The following is a 15,789-nucleotide window of genomic DNA, read 5'->3' on the forward strand; positions in this document are numbered from 1 at the left end:
GTAAGGTATTAAATCATGAACAATACAGAATATTATGACCGTCTAGGTGTCTCTAAGAATGCTTCTCAGGATGAGATCAAGAGAGCCTATCGGAAATTATCTAAAAAGTACCACCCCGACATTAATAAGGAAGCTGGGGCGGAGGACAAATATAAAGAAGTCCAAGAGGCTTATGAAACGCTGAGCGACGAGCAAAAGCGGGCAGCCTATGATCAATACGGTGCAGCGGGAGCTAATGGTGGCTTTGGCGGTGGTGCAGGCGGCTTCGGTGGCTTTGATGGCTCCGGCTTTGGCGGCTTTGAAGATATCTTCTCCAGCTTCTTTGGTGGTGGCGCTTCGCGTAATCCTAATGCTCCGCGCCAAGGGGATGATCTTCAGTATCGTGTAAATCTCCGCTTTGAAGAAGCGATTTTCGGAGCTGAGAAGGAAATCAAGTATAACCGCGAAGCGACTTGTCGTACCTGTGACGGGTCTGGTGCTAAGCCAGGAACTAGCCCTGTTACCTGTGGTCGCTGCCATGGCTCAGGTGTCATCAACGTTGATACCCAGACACCGATTGGCATGATGCGTCGGCAAGTGACCTGTGATGTCTGTCATGGCCGAGGAAAAGAAATCAAAAGTCCTTGTGAAACCTGTCACGGAACGGGTCATGAAAAACAGGCTCACAGCGTTAAGGTGAAAATCCCAGCTGGTGTGGAAACTGGTCAGCAGGTCCGTCTGTCTGGTCAAGGTGAAGCAGGCTTTAATGGCGGCCCTTATGGTGATCTTTATGTTGTGGTCCAAGTTGAGCCGAGCGATAAGTTTGAGCGAGATGGCTCTACCATTTACTACAAGCTCAATCTCAACTTTGTCCAAGCAGCTCTTGGTGACAGTGTGGATATTCCAACTGTTCACGGGGATGTGGAGCTGAATATCCCAGAAGGAACACAGACTGGCAAGCGTTTCCGTCTGCGTGGCAAGGGAGCACCGAGTCTGCGTGGTGGAAGCATGGGTGACCAGTATGTTACTGTCAATGTTGTGACACCGACTGGCCTCAACGACCGTCAAAAAGCGGCCCTCAAAGAATTTGCGGAAGCTGGCAATATCTCGGTCAATCCTAAGAAAAAAGGCTTCTTTGACAAAATGAAAGATGCCTTGGAAGATTTGTAAACAGATAAAAAGGAGCAGCCTAATGCTGTTCTTTTTATGTTTTCTAGAAGGACATTTGGCAAATGTAGTCAAGGAAGAGAGCCGCTCTGACCAGCCTTTTAATCAAAAGAAATTCACAATAAAAAGTGTAAAGAGATTTTCTCTATTTACTTTTATAAAAATTAATTGTTTTTTTAAGCAAAATCTATTGTAAAAATTTCCTAAAAGATATATGATAATACTATGTGTATAAAATGTATCTTTTTGGCCTGCTGGGGAGTCGGCTAGGGAGATATTGGGAGATTAGCTTTATACATTTTAGGAAAAAGGGGATTTATAAAGTGAAACGTTTTGAAAAAGTGCAGGAGCGAATTCAGAAATATTCGATTCGTAAATTGTCTGTGGGTGTAGGCTCAGTTGCCATTGCAGCTCTGATTTTTGGGAGCTCTTTGTCCAGTTCGACAGTTGCTGCAGATGAAGTAGGAGGCGGTGCGACTGCTCACTATACTTATGTTGAAGAGCAAGAGCTAACAGAGCAGGAAAAAGGTCTGATTAAGAAAGGTCTGCCTGAAAATCTGCAAACAGGGGAAAATTATTACCTGATTTATCGGAAGCAAGATGGGCAAACTGTCTTGCCGAGTACAGGAAATAACGGTCAGCCGCTTCTCGGCTTATTTGCGGGAACGGCTATTTTGGCTGTCCTGGTTTTCTCACGAAAGAAATCTGGTAAGTTACTAGGAGTGCTTTTGCTAGGTAGCTTGGGACAAACTGTGTTACAGTCTCCTCAAGCGTTTGCGCTAGAAAATCGAGAATTGCTTTCCTATAACCGTCAAGTTGCGGTTTCGTCAGCAGTTTCTGAAGCGGATGTGACTATTGCAGGCTATAACTATATCGGTTACTTTACCGCTTCTGATTTGCGTACTTTAACAGAGACTAAGACAACCTCTCTGCCGGCTGGTCAAGCGGCTCAAGCGCAAGCAGAAGTGTCAGAAGCTGCAAAAGAGGATTCTATTGATCGAGCTGCTCAAGCAGGGTTGCTGTATCAGCTGAATCCTGATGAAAGTGATTCTGGCCAGATAGGGAATCTTCCAGCTCCAACTCCAAATCCTAGTCCAGCTCCTCAGCCGTCAAATCCACCTATAGAAACGGCAAAAGGGGAAAGTTTACAAGAGCCCGCCTTGCCAGAGTACAGCGGTGCTGTGAACGGTGAGTCGCTAGTTCAAGCGGAAACTCCAGTCTATACTGCTCCAGTTGGTACAGTTGGAGACACAGCCCCGGTCGAGCCAGCCCTCCCAGAATACACAGGCGGAGTTAATGGCGAATCGCTAGTTCAAGCAGACAATCCGGTCTATGATGCTCCAGTAGCTACAGTTAGTGACGTGGCTCCGGTTGAGCCAGCCCTCCCAGAATATACAGGCGGCGTTAACGGCGAATCGGCAGTTCAAGCAGACAATCCAGTCTATGATGCTCCAGTAGCTACAGTTAGTGACGTGGCTCCAGTTGAGCCAGCTTTGCCAGAATACACAGGTGGCGTTAATGGTGAGTCGACAGTTCAGCCAGAACAGCCTAGTCTACATACAGACATCAAGCTAGAAACGATTGAACCTCAAGTTGTCAACAAGACAGATGATAGCAAGTATCTTGATGAAGAGACCACTATCGATGGAACTCCAGGACAAAAAGAAATTGTAACCAGCTATGAATTCTTGGACGGTAATCGGATCTCGGAGCCACAAGCTACTGAAAGAATCTTGCATGAAGCAGTTGATACAGTGGTCACTCGAGGTAGCAAGGCTCGTATCAATAAAGAAGAATTGAGCAAGCAGCTGGCTTTAGCAGCAGCTGTGGATCCTGCAGTTTATACCAACCAATCCTATCAGCAGCTGCAGGCAATTAAGAATATGGCAGCGACGGTGTATCAAACTTCGTCAAGTCAAGATGAAGTAGATGCGGGTGTCAACCAACTCAAGCAGGCTTTAGCCGACTTATTGGCCCTTAAAGCAGCGCCGACTCTGACTGTTTCAGCTGTTAAGAAGGATGAATTGCAGAAGTCAGTTCAGATCCAATACCAGCTGACGGATAGGGACCAAGCCTTTACTAGTGCTCATGTTCGTCTGAAGAAAGATGGCCAGCTGATAGCAGAGCAGAATTTGGCGGCAGGCCAGCTAACTGCTAGCTTCAGTGGTTTGGACTACTATACATCTTATGATATCGAGACGACCCTGTCTTATGACTTAGGAAATGGCTCTGAAAGTCAGGAATTAGCTCAAGAGACAGTCCAGCTTGACCTGAAGAAGGTAGAACTCAAGTCCATCACTAATGTCGCTTTGATGAAGGTTGAAAATGGCCAGACAAAATTGATGCCTACTCTGGCTGAAAAGCCAGCAAATCTGGACCAATATTATCTGCACTTTACATCCGACCAGTTCAAGGACACTGTCCTACCAGTTACCTCTATTGAGGAAGTGGTCGTTGATAACCAGCCTGTCTTCAAGATTCAGGCTCAGCTGCCAGACTTGCTGCAAAGAAGCGCAACTGGTCTTCAAAACAGCTTTGATTTCTATCTGGAAAAGGCTAAGAAGCGTGAAGGAAATGTCTACTATGACTTCCAAGATCTTTTGGACGGTATCAAGGAAGATCCTTCTGGAACCTTTATTTTGGGCCGCAGTATCAGTGCCAAGCTGATTGACAAACCTGCCAACAGCAAATCTTACTTGCCAGGTGAGTTCAAAGGTCAGCTGATTGGCGGTCAAAATGGCGAGCGCCATGCGATTTTAGACTTGGCGCATCCTTTATTTGATACGATTACTGGCGGAACGGTCAAGGATATTGACTTTAAGCGGGTCAATATGGTTTATCCAGATTCGCAAGCGGGCGATACAATTGCGACAATTGCTGCCCGCTTGAAGAATAAAGGAGTAATCGAAAACGTCAATGTACAAGGATACTTGGAAGGAAGAGACCATATAGCCGGTCTGGTTAACAATATAGAAGGCCAATCTCGAGTTGAAAATGTCTCCTTTAAGGGTCAGATTAAGTCTAAAGGCGGAAATTCTGTAACAGCTGGTATCGCTGGAACCAACGCCATGTCCTTGGTGAAACGTGCCTACGTTGAAGCGGATATTTGGGTTAAGAGTGGCCAAAATGCAGGTATGCTGGTCGCTCAAAACTTCACTGACTATTCAGGTTCAGGCTGGGGTAACTGGGGCAGATTGATGCAATCAGTTGCCAAAGGTAAGTTAGAGGATGCAGGCTCAAGAAATTCAGCTGGTATCGCTGCTTCCATTTGGCCGTATGGAACCATCAATGACACTGTCAGCTATGCAACGGTAGTGAACGGTAAAGAGCTCTTTAGCTCAGATAATGAGATTACCGATGCTTGGATGGGACAAAAACTCCAAAACCTCTTTGGTGTTCAGGGACAAAGCTCTGGAACCAAGACAGGTAAAGATGCTAAGTTCCGTCGCTTGACAGAAGCAGAAGCTGAGCAAAAAGTCAAGAGCTATCAGATTACGGCTCTTGAGCAAACCAGCGCAAATGAAGTAACAACTGAGAAGCTAAATGCTGCTATCCTGAGAACAAGTACTTATCAAGATAAGCCAGGTTACAAGGCAGAAAATGAACAGCTTTATCAGAACCTCGAGCGCTTTATGCCTTTCTACAACCAAGAGTTCTTGATTCATGAGGCCAATAAGCTGGTGGATGCTGGTAAGGCGGGCGACCTGTTGACTAAGAAAGTTCTATCAGTTCAAGCCCTGAAAGGCAACCAATTTGTTACTGGTGGAACGGATGCAGATAAAATCTTAGTCCACTTTGCAGACGGAAGCAAGACTATCTACAATCTTCAAAATCAAGCACGATTTGAAGAGACGGCTCTGCCGGAATACCAGATTGCAGAGCTTGGTACAGTCTATACTCCAAACCACTCAACGGCAGTCAAAGAAGACTTGCTGACTCAGCTGACTGAGAGCTTGAAGAGCTTTGACCTGTACAGTGATGAAGTTTATCGTTCTGTTGGTCTGCCTAATGATAATGACAAGGTCAACAAAGTGAAGCGCCTCTTCCTTGATGAATCTCTGGCTGAAGTGAAAGCCAACTTGCAGGATATGCTTGGTAAGCTCCTGGCCAATGAATGGACACGATTCCATGCTGACAATCCAGCAGCCAACGAAGCTCTGAAAGCTAAAATCGAAGAGAACAAGACCGCCATCATGCTCGGACTGACCTACCTCAACCGTTATTACGATCTCAAGTTTGGCGACTATAACCTCAAGGAGCTGGTGCTCTTCAAACCAGACTTCTATGGTGAAAAAGTGTCATTGCTGGATCGCTTGATTAAGATTGGTCGTTCGACAGAAAATCAACTGAAAGGGGCAGACAATGTCAATATGTTTGCACGTCAGTTGAAAGCTGAGTCCAAGTCTAATGATTTGGTGGCTTACTTGGATTACAACCGTCGCCTGCTGACTGACTTTGCGGACATGGATTCATGGTTCAAGGATGCTACCCGAGGCTTTATTCAGTTTGAAGAACGCCAGTCAGAAGTCGAGGAGATTAAGTCTGCTAAGTATCGCGTCTTTGATAACCTCAACTCTGAATATTTCAGCAATTATATTCTTCCGCTTCTAACCTTGAAGAATACGCGCTTAGCCATTCTGTCAAACTATAGCACGATGGCCTTTGTCAACAGAGACAAGCGCCGGTCATGGTCTGATGAACGATTTAATGCGGGCATCAAGGAAGTAGCGACCCAGCATCGAAATCACGTAGACACTTGGTACAAACTGCTCTCAGATGATATCAAGTCCAGAATGGTCAAGCAAAATGTAACGGCTGTATGGGATGGTTTTGATGTAGAAGGACGTGGCTGGATTGATGTCAACGGAAATGATAATAAGGGCAATCCTTATGCACCATCCCGCGAGTTCTTTAACCTAGTTGGTGGCAGAGCTGGTGGCTGGTACAAGTCAAATGGCTACGGTGCCCATGCTGCTGGTTCAATCCGTGTGAACTTCGAGGCCTTTGATCTCTTGACAGAATACGGTGTGTCCGTCTTTACCCATGAGCTCACCCACGTCAATGACAGAGATATTTATCTGGGCGGACATGGCAGACGACAAGGTATCGGACCAGAAGGTTATGCCCAAGGGTTGCTCCAATCGCCTGTTCCTGGTCAGCCGGGCTGGGGTGCTCTGGGTCTCAATATGGCCTTTGATCGTCCAAATGATGGCAGTCTCATTTTCAATAGCTCGCCAAGTCTCTTCAAGAACCGAGCAGACATCGACCATTACATGAAGGGATATAATGATACCCTCATGCTGCTGGATTACCTTGAAGGTCAAGCGGTAGTGGCTAAAGGAAATGAAGCCGCGGCTAAATGGTTCAAGAAAGTTGAACCGAAGGTTGTAGATGCTCGGACTCAATACGATGTCGTGAGAGAGTTGACAGCAGAGGAGAAAGCGGCCATGTCAGTCTCTTCTGTAGAGGACTTGGTTGACCAAGGTTTGCTGTCTAACCGTGCGGTTGACAATCGAACTTATAACCCTGCTGACTACGACTCTAGTTACATTGCGATCGACTTTATGACGGGTATCTATGGTGGTGGTCAAAACAATACTGGAGCGCCAGGTGCCTTGATGTTCAAGCATAATACTTTCAGAATCTGGGGTTACTATGGCTATGAGAAAGGTTTTGTAAGCTATGCTTCCAATAAACACCGTAAGACAGCCAATGAGCAAGGGGTGACTGGTTTGAGCGATAACTTTATCATCAAGCAAATTTCTGAAGGCGAATTTGAAACCATGGAAGCCTTCAAGAAAGCTTACTTCAGAAAAGTTGTGGATAAGGCACAAACTTCAGGTATTAAGCCAGTGACTGTCAACGGAAAAGTCTATAGCACTTATGAAGAGTTGAAAGCTGGCTTTGCAGAAGCTGTTGACAAGGATCTGAAGAAGGCTCGTATCGATGAACGCGCAACCAAGGACTTCAAGTACGCTGTCTTTACGCAGTTACTCAAGAACACCAATAGCTTTATGGATGAAAACTCCATTTGGGGCTCCTAAGAAATAGTGTCAGATTTGCTGCATGTGTAACTGCAAATAATGACCTTTAGCAATATGTAATCAATAACCCATTTGAATTTGTTCTGTATGTGTCGTCACTGACAGTCTGATTCAGATGGGTTGTTTTGGTGTATGAAGGCAAGTCAAAGTGTAAATTATCCCAAATTCTTAAACGATATTTTTCAAAAAATCTGTCCCCGGACAGTTCCTGCTTTTAGGGCTTGCTGGGGGCTTTTTTTCCTGCTAAAATAAACACATGACACGTTATAAAGCGATTATTTCCTATGATGGTTATGGCTTTGCTGGCTTTCAGCGACAGCCCCATGCCAGAAGCGTTCAGGAAGAGATTGAAAAGACCCTGACCCGTATCAATAAAGGCCAGCCTGTGGTGATTCATGGAGCGGGTCGGACCGACAGCGGTGTCCATGCTCTGGGCCAGGTGCTGCATTTTGATTTACCGGAAGAACGGGATGAAGAGAAATTGCGTTTTGCCTTGGATACCCAGACGTCAGAAGATATTGATTTTATTAGTGTGGAGCAGGTGTCGGACGATTTTCACTCTCGCTACAATAAGCACAGCAAGACCTATGAATTTTTGGTGGACATCGGCCGGCCTAAAAATCCTATGATGCGCCATTATGCCACGCATTATCCATATCCTTTGGAGCTGGGTCTGATAGAAGAAGCGATTGCTCAGTTAGAGGGGACGCATGATTTTACTGGATTTACGGCTTCGGGGACCAGTGTGGAAGACAAGGTTCGGACCATTACCGAGGCCAAGGTCCGCTATGATGCAGAGCGTAATTTTCTAGTCTTTACTTTTTCAGGCAATGGCTTTCTCTACAAGCAGATCCGCAATATGGTCGGTACCTTACTCAAGATTGGCAACAAGCGCATGCCGGTGGAGCAGATTCAGAGGATTTTAGCGGAGAAAGACCGTCATCTGGCAGGGCCAACAGCTGGTCCAAACGGCCTCTATCTAAAGGAGATTCGTTATGAAGAATAAGTTGATTTTAGCCCTTTCGGGCAATGATATTTTCAGCGGTGGCGGACTGCACGCTGATTTGGCTACCTATACAGTCAATGGTCTGCATGGATTCGTAGCTGTGACTTGCCTGACGGCTATGACTGATAAGGGATTTGAGGTCATTCCAGTTGAGGAAGAGGTTTTTGCCCAGCAGTTGGCCAGTCTCAAGGATGTTCCTTTTTCTGCTATTAAGATAGGGCTTTTACCCAATCTGCAAATAGCAGAGCAGGCTTTGGCTTTTGTCAAGCAGCATGCGGATATACCAGTTGTGCTGGATCCTGTTCTGGTCTGCAAGGAAAATCATGATTTGGAAGTCAGTGCGCTGAGAGAAGAAATCATCAAGTTCTTTCCTTATGTCAGTATCATCACACCAAATCTAGCAGAAGCTCAGCTATTGACCCAAAAAGAAATCAAAAGTCTGGAGGATATGCAGGCTGCAGCCAAGGAGCTCTATGTTTTGGGGGCCAAGCATGTGGTGATTAAGGGCGGTAATCGCTTGAGCAAGGAGCGGGCGGTGGATGTTTACTATGACGGTCAAAATTTTGAAATCATGGAATCGCCAGTGCTGGCTAGCAACAATACCGGAGCAGGCTGCACATTTGCTTCCAGCATTGCCAGTCAGCTGCTTCTAGGCAAGTTTCCGCTTGCAGCAGTTCAAATTTCTAAAGATTTTGTTTACCGAGCGATTCAGCGCTCAGATCAATATGGGGTAGTTCAGTATGAGAAATCATCAAGTTAAAAAATTAGTTATCTTAGCTTTCATCACAGCTCTATCTGTGGTTTTGGGGAATTTTTTAAAAATCCCAACTCCGACAGGATTTTTGACACTGCTGGATGCAGGGATTTATTTTACAGCTTTCTACTTTGGCCGCAAGGAAGCGGCTATTGTTGGAAGTCTTTCAGGCTTTTTGATTGATATGATTGCTGGCTATCCTCAGTGGATGATTTTCAGTCTGATTTGCCACGGACTTCAGGGGTTCTTTGCTGGCTTTGAGGGCAAGAGTCGCTATCTTGGGCTGGTCTTGGCCGCAGTGGCTATGGTCGGTGGCTATGCCATCTTTGGTAGTATCATGAATGGTGTTGGGGCTGCCCTAGCCGAAATCTCAAGTAATTTTATGCAGAATGCATTTGGTTTAGCAGTTGGATTTGCTCTTTACAAAGCCTTCCCGGAGAGTTTGAAAAAGACAGTCGCAGTGAAATAAACGAGGTGAGACATGGACTTAGCTAAGATTGGAGCAGAAACTCGTCAGATTGTTCTAGATGTTTTGGATAAGGCTGCCTTGGTTGAAGGAGATATTTTTGTTCTGGGTCTATCCTCCAGTGAGGTTGTCGGAGGTCATATCGGTCAGAATTCCAGTCTGGAAGTCGGACAGGTTATTGTCAAAACCATACTGGATATCTTAGAAGAGAAGGGTATCTTTCTAGCAGTTCAGGGATGTGAGCATCTCAATCGCGCCCTCGTAGTCGAAAGAGCCTTGGCTGACAAGAAGGATTTGGAGATAGTCAATGTTCTGCCTACTCTTCATGCTGGAGGCAGTGGTCAGCTATCGGCTTTCCAATACATGAAAGATCCTGTCGAGGTAGAGTTTATTGTCGCTCAGGCGGGGCTGGATATTGGCGATACTGCTATCGGCATGCATGTCAAGCATGTGCAGATTCCTATCCGACCGATTCTCAAGGAATTGGGAGCTGCCCATGTCACGGCTTTAGCCAGCCGTCCCAAGCTAATTGGCGGCGCCAGAGCGGCCTATACTGAGGATAAGATCAGGAAGGGATAAAAGGAAAAATAATTTTGAAAAAAACTCTAATTATGCTATAATGGGTTGTATTCAATAAATTTTAAGGAGAAATGACAGAATGTCTGTATCATTTGAAAACAAAGAAACAAATCGCGGTCTTTTGACTTTTAGCATCAGTCAAGAGAAAATCAAGCCTGCCTTGGACCGTGTATTTAACTCAGTAAAAAAAGATATTGCTGTACCAGGTTTCCGTAAAGGTCGCCTTCCACGTGCTATCTTCAACCAACGTTTTGGTGAAGAAGCCCTCTACCAAGATGCTTTGAACTCTCTTCTTCCAGAAGCATACGAAGCTGCTGTTAAAGAAGCAGGTATCGAAGTAGTTGCTCAGCCTCAGTTTGATGTCGAGTCTATGGAAAAAGGCCAAGACTGGGTCATCAAAGCTGAAGTAGTCACTAAGCCAGAAGTTAAGCTGGGTGCTTACAAAGACTTGGAAGTAACTGTTGAAGCTACTAAAGAAGTGACTGACGCTGAAGTAGATGAGCGCATTGAGCGTGAGCGTAACAACTTGGCTGAGTTGGTTCTCAAAGAAGGTCCAGCAGCTGACGGTGATACAGTTGTGATTGACTTTGTTGGATCTGTTGACGGCGTTGAATTTGACGGCGGCAAGGGCGATAACTTCTCACTTGGACTGGGTAGCGGTCAATTCATCCCAGGATTTGAAGAGCAGTTGGTTGGCCACAGTGCAGGTGAAACAGTGGATGTTGTCGTAACCTTCCCAGAAGACTACCAAGCAGAAGACTTGGCAGGCAAGGAAGCTAAGTTTGTGACAACTATTCACGAAGTTAAAGAAAAAGAAGTTCCAGCATTGGACGACGAACTTGCAAAAGATATCGACGAAGAAGTGGAAACTCTTGACGAGCTGAAAGAAAAGTACCGCAAAGAATTGTCAGAAGCTAAGGAAACAGCTTATAAGGATGCGGTAGAAGCAGCAGCTATTGATCAAGCAGTAGCAAACGCGGAAATCGTTGACTTGCCAGCAGAAATGGTCCACGAAGAAGTGCACCGCGCTGTTAATGAATTCTTGGGCAACATGCAACGCCAAGGAATCTCACCTGACATGTACTTCCAAATCACTGGCACTACTCAGGAAGACCTGCACAAGCAATACGAAGCAGATGCTGAGTCACGGACTAAGACAAACCTTGTCGTAGAAGCAGTTGCTAAGGCAGAAGGTTTTGAAGCTAGCGCAGAAGAAATCGAAGCAGAAGTAACTTCATTGGCTACAGACTACAACATGGAAGTGGAACGTGTTCGTCAATTGCTGTCAGAAGATATGCTGAAACACGACATCGCTATCAAGAAAGCTGTTGAAGTGATTACAAGCACTGCGAAAGTGAAATAAGCTTCATCATTCAAAACGATATCATTTGAAACTAGTGTATAGATGCACTAGTTTCTTTTTGTACTTGTTCCGTGATTTTTCCTGGATTTTCTTTTGACGAAAATAGAAATTTATCGTACAATAGAAAGTAGCGAAAAATTGCAAGAGGGCGACAAGCCTTTACTTAATCTTAAAGGAGATCAACTTTGGAATTAGAAGTATTTGCTGGACAGGAAAAAAGTGAGCTTTCTATGATTGAAGTGGCGCGTGCCATTTTGGAAGCCCGCGGCCGCGACCATGAGATGTATTTTAATGATCTGGTCAATGAAATTCAAAACTATCTGGAAAAATCAAACAGTGAGATTCGTGATGCTCTGCCTTTATTCTACACAGAACTCAATGTAGACGGCAGCTTTATTCCGCTGGGAGATAATAAATGGGGCCTGCGTTCATGGTATGCTATCGACGAAGTGGATGAAGAAATCATCGCCTTGGAAGAGACTGATGAGGACGACGCACCTAAGAAACGCAAGAAGAAACGCGTCAATGCCTTTATGGATGGCGATGAGGATGCCATTGACTACAGCGATGACGATCCAGAAGATGAGGACGGCTACGAAGCAGATCCGGCTCTCTCGTACGACGAGGAAAATCCAGACGATGAGAAGAATGAAGTGGAAGCTTATGATGCTGAAATCAACGAAATCGCTCCAGATGATCTAGGTGAAGAAGTCGAACTCAACGAAGAAGATGACGACTACTCTGACGAAGACACGGAGACCGAAGAGGAAGAATAAATCAACCAAAAGAAGCAAGGGATGAAAACCCTTGTTTCTTTTAATATTCCTTGAAATATGAGTTTGGAAGGTGTAGAATACTAATAAAATTTAATAAAGAAAAGATGGAGGTATGCTGCTATGAAATTTGTCATTGATAAGAGTCTGGGTGAACTAGGCATAAAAAGTGTCGTTATCGGGATTGCCAAGAATGTTAATCCTCATGCAGAACTGTCACCCTCATTTCTAAAAAAGAAAAAGGAAATGGAAGACTGGGCTCTGGCTTGCGACTTGGATGAGGTGCTTGAGTCGCCAGTGGTTCAAGGTTATATAGAAATACTGCAGCGCGTAGGTCGCAGTGTCAAGAAAAATCCTCCGACGGTTCCTGCTCTGATTCGCAATATCCAGCACCGAGGCTCGCTCCCTCATATTAATAGCATTATTGATATTTATAACGTCGAAGCCCTGCATTCTCTACTGGCTATTGGAGGGCATGATTTTGATAAGATTGAAAGTCAGATAGAATTCACCGTAAGCCAAAAGGAAGATGTTTTTCTGCCTATTTTGTCCAAGGAGAAGCATGTTGCCAAGACGGACTATGTCTATCGGGATGCCAAAGGCATTTTGGCTTGGTTGGATGTACGTGACAGCGAGTATTATAAGTTTGATGAGGAGACCAAGGATGCCATTTTCATCATTCAGGGGAATGCCAATACCTCTGTCGAAATGCGTCTGGCAGCCTTGGAACGAATCTGTCACGATTTAGCAGAGTGCATGCCTGATTTAGAATTTGAAACACATGTCATCAGTATTGAGGAAAATTAACTGGAATAGGCTTTCCAATTTTGATTCTCACTGACTATCAGCTTCCTGTTTTCAGGGAGCTTTTTTGAGTGCTTTTCGATTTCTTTTGTCAGAGTCGTGGTTGAAAAAATGAGAAAGGTGGGAATTGATTATAGTTTGCTTTTCTGAAAATAGGAGACATTACTCAATAAAAAATGGTATAATAAACAAAGAAAAAGGAGCGTGCGATGACAGAAACACTATTAGAAGCTAAATCAATCAGCAAAAAATATGAGGATGAGTATGTCCTGCAGAATACGGATCTAAAAATTGATCAGGGGCAGTTTGTAGCAATCTTGGGTCACAGCGGCTCAGGAAAGTCAACGATGCTGAATATCCTATCTTCTCTACTGAAACCAAGTTCTGGACAGGTCTTATATAAAGGAAAGGAGATAGGTCAGCTGAGTAAATCGGCAGTGGCCAAGTTTAGGAGAGAAGACATTGGTTTGGTCTTTCAGCACTACATGCTAATTCCTAATCTGACAGTTGAGGAGAATATTCAGTTGGGCAGCAAGTATGCCGCAGAGACAGCGGACCTAGAAGAATTGGCTTCGCTACTGGGAATTGAGAAACTTTTGAACAAATATCCTCATCAGCTGTCAGGCGGTGAGCAGCAGAGGGTCTGCATTGCCAGAGCTGTGATTAAGAAACCGGCTGTTTTATTCTGTGACGAGGCGACAGGCGCTCTGGACAGCGAAAATAGTAAGAACATTATTGTTTTATTGCATGCTATCAAGCAAACCTACGGAACCAGTATCCTTTTTACGACACATAATCGAGAAATTGCCAGAACAGCTGACCGAATACTGCTCTTAGAAGATGGCCGTATTGTTAGGGACGACATGAATATGGAGAAGCTGTCGCCGAATCAAATGAGTTGGGAGATTTAATATGGATTTGCTATTTAAATATCTATCCAGAGACTTTTTTGCTAAGAAGACGATGGTGGCCATTCTATCTCTGATTTTAATCTTCATTTCCTTTATGTTCTTCTTCGTTCATTTTGCCATTGATGCCAATTTACTTCGTTTAGGTGGAGAGCAATTATCAGGCAATGAGGCTAATTATTTCACAGCTTTGAAAAGTAATCAACTCTTAATCAGAAACATTACTGTCGCCATGGTAGCCATTTTCGCCCTCATTTTATCCTTATTCATCAGAGGAACGCTCCAAAGAAATCGAGTACAGCTAGCCCAGCTGATGTCCCTTGGCTTTTCCTTCTCCAGTATGCTGGCAAGCTATGCCCTATTAATCTGCGGGTTATCCTTAATCAGTTCCTTGATTGGCTTAGTCTTGGGCTTCTGGGGATCCGATATCCTCCTTTCTGCTAATAGCCAGACCTATCTCGTTCAAGGATTGAGTAAAGGAGTTTCTCTACAGTCGGTTATGACAGGAACCCTCTTCCTAAGTCTTTTCCTAGGAGCTCTTACTTATCTGGCAGGACTGACGGTGAGAAAGACGGATCTGGCTCTAATGATGAAACAGACAGACGGAAAAAGCATCCGTCCCGGTTTGATAGAGAAGATGATTCAAAAGCTGCCGATGAAGCATAAGTTTAAATTTAAGCTGACTTTAAATCATTTTAGCACCTTAGGGCTCTTGTTGATTGCTATCGTTACATTTAGCATCATGTTTGTCTTAAGCTTGTCTCTTACTTTTAGCTCCTCTAAAATCCTTGAATCTCAGAAGGCCGGCCGGCACTATTCTTATGATATCAGCTATGATAACTACCGAAAGGAGGAGGCTGAGTCAGCTTCAGATTCTGTAACCTATCTGAGATACGATGTTGATCTAATGATAAAAGGCGAAACTATAGCCTATCAGGCGCTTTCGCTTACAAGCCAAAATGACTTGTTTCAGCTGATTGACAGTAAGGGAGAAATTCTAGATCCCACACAAGGTGTCTTTGTAAATCCTGAATTGCGAGAGAATTATGGTCTTAAAGTTGGGGATACTCTAGAGCTAAGAGTAAAGGGAAAGCAACATCAGATAAAGATAGCTGGATTTGCGGAGAATGCTGATTTAAAGACGATATATATTCCCAAAGACCAAGCATCTGCTATGGTGGCTGAAACGAATGATAGTTTTAATGGCAGATTAACCAATAACGCTCAAGATAAGGGTCAGGGAAAAACTCGCTCCCTAGAGGAAAAATTATCAGCTGTTCAAAGAAGTCAGACTTCCAACAAAGCAAGTGCTATTATCAACCAAAGTATCGGTGTCATAACGGGATGTTTATTGATTTACCTAGCAGTGTTTATTGGCTTGAATGGTAATATGAAGACTCTATTGATGTTTGATTTACTAGGATATGAGGAGAAAGAGGTTTATCGTATCCTGCTTAACCCCTACATTGTGATCAGCAATCTACTTTTCTTGCTCACTCTGCCTGTAGCCATCTATGCTGCAAGGAATATCCAGATTATGACTTCTCTTCAGACAGGGGACTATATGCCATTCCAGCTCAACTGGATTACCTTTGCTTATATGTTTGTTATCTTGAATGCCCTGTGCTTTATTATTAGATTTTTATTTATTCAAAAGGTTAAAAAAATCAGGGATGATAATCGGCAGGCAGAATTCTTATCAGAATGGTGAGAAACAGCATGAAGATTTTTAAGATAAGAAGTCGGAAAGCTTAAAAGGAATCCGACACGATTTAGCAGAGTGCATGCCTGATGTAGAATTCGAAACACATGTCATCAGTATTGGTGAAAATGGATGAAAACCGAATGAAATCATTTGACAATTTTTTAGGTTTGCGATATTATACTGTTCGGGCACCTCTTTTAGAGGTCAGAGCTTCCTGTTTCCAGGGAGCTATTTTTCTTTT

Annotated in this window: 11 protein-coding genes and 1 pseudogene; all 12 read left to right on the forward strand. The window is 44.2% G+C overall.

The features are described from left to right. Window positions 1-15 precede the first annotated feature (15 nt). Entirely contained in the window at window positions 16-1,149 is a 1,134-nt protein-coding gene (gene dnaJ, locus J1C91_RS01890; RefSeq protein WP_125439228.1) for a molecular chaperone DnaJ, read from the forward strand. A gap of 320 nt (window positions 1,150-1,469) precedes the next feature. Continuing rightward, window positions 1,470-7,190, forward strand: coding sequence for a ZmpA/ZmpB/ZmpC family metallo-endopeptidase (locus J1C91_RS01895; protein WP_125439230.1), 5,721 nt, complete (start codon window positions 1,470-1,472; stop codon window positions 7,188-7,190). Window positions 7,191-7,446: 256 nt separating this feature from the next. Next, entirely contained in the window at window positions 7,447-8,196 is a 750-nt protein-coding gene (gene truA, locus J1C91_RS01900; protein WP_125439232.1) for a tRNA pseudouridine(38-40) synthase TruA, read from the forward strand. Then, window positions 8,186-8,956 (forward strand): bifunctional hydroxymethylpyrimidine kinase/phosphomethylpyrimidine kinase, encoded by a 771-nt coding sequence (locus J1C91_RS01905; RefSeq protein WP_125439234.1) that lies wholly within the window; start codon window positions 8,186-8,188, stop codon window positions 8,954-8,956. Before truA ends, J1C91_RS01905 begins: the two co-directional genes overlap by 11 nt. Continuing rightward, window positions 8,937-9,419: an ECF transporter S component gene (locus J1C91_RS01910; RefSeq protein WP_125439236.1), complete on the forward strand. Its 483-nt coding sequence runs from the start codon at window positions 8,937-8,939 to the stop codon at window positions 9,417-9,419. The genes J1C91_RS01905 and J1C91_RS01910 overlap by 20 nt, the downstream gene beginning before the upstream one ends. A 12-nt stretch (window positions 9,420-9,431) precedes the next feature. Continuing rightward, window positions 9,432-9,995: a TIGR01440 family protein gene (locus J1C91_RS01915; RefSeq protein ID WP_125401850.1), complete on the forward strand. Its 564-nt coding sequence runs from the start codon at window positions 9,432-9,434 to the stop codon at window positions 9,993-9,995. A 79-nt stretch (window positions 9,996-10,074) separates the two neighbouring features. Beyond that, complete coding sequence (gene tig / locus J1C91_RS01920; RefSeq protein ID WP_125439238.1) at window positions 10,075-11,358, forward strand: trigger factor; 1,284 nt, start codon at window positions 10,075-10,077, stop codon at window positions 11,356-11,358. Window positions 11,359-11,543: 185 nt separating this feature from the next. Continuing rightward, window positions 11,544-12,134: a DNA-directed RNA polymerase subunit delta gene (rpoE, locus tag J1C91_RS01925; RefSeq protein WP_002898937.1), complete on the forward strand. Its 591-nt coding sequence runs from the start codon at window positions 11,544-11,546 to the stop codon at window positions 12,132-12,134. A gap of 120 nt (window positions 12,135-12,254) precedes the next feature. Continuing rightward, window positions 12,255-12,938 (forward strand): B3/B4 domain-containing protein, encoded by a 684-nt coding sequence (locus J1C91_RS01930; protein ID WP_125439240.1) that lies wholly within the window; start codon window positions 12,255-12,257, stop codon window positions 12,936-12,938. 206 nt (window positions 12,939-13,144) lie between these two features. Then, a complete protein-coding gene (locus J1C91_RS01935) occupies window positions 13,145-13,846 on the forward strand; it encodes an ABC transporter ATP-binding protein (protein ID WP_124765442.1) in 702 nt (233 codons plus the stop codon). Window position 13,847: 1 nt separating this feature from the next. Beyond that, window positions 13,848-15,554, forward strand: a complete 1,707-nt coding sequence (locus J1C91_RS01940) for an FtsX-like permease family protein (protein WP_125439242.1) — start codon at window positions 13,848-13,850, stop codon at window positions 15,552-15,554. Between the two features lie 40 nt (window positions 15,555-15,594). Then, window positions 15,595-15,681: pseudogene (locus J1C91_RS01945) on the forward strand (B3/B4 domain-containing protein); the annotation flags it as partial. Window positions 15,682-15,789 lie beyond the last annotated feature (108 nt).

It is taken from the genome of Streptococcus sanguinis (assembly GCF_050222175.1).
In the GTDB taxonomy this organism is placed as follows: domain Bacteria; phylum Bacillota; class Bacilli; order Lactobacillales; family Streptococcaceae; genus Streptococcus; species Streptococcus sanguinis_M.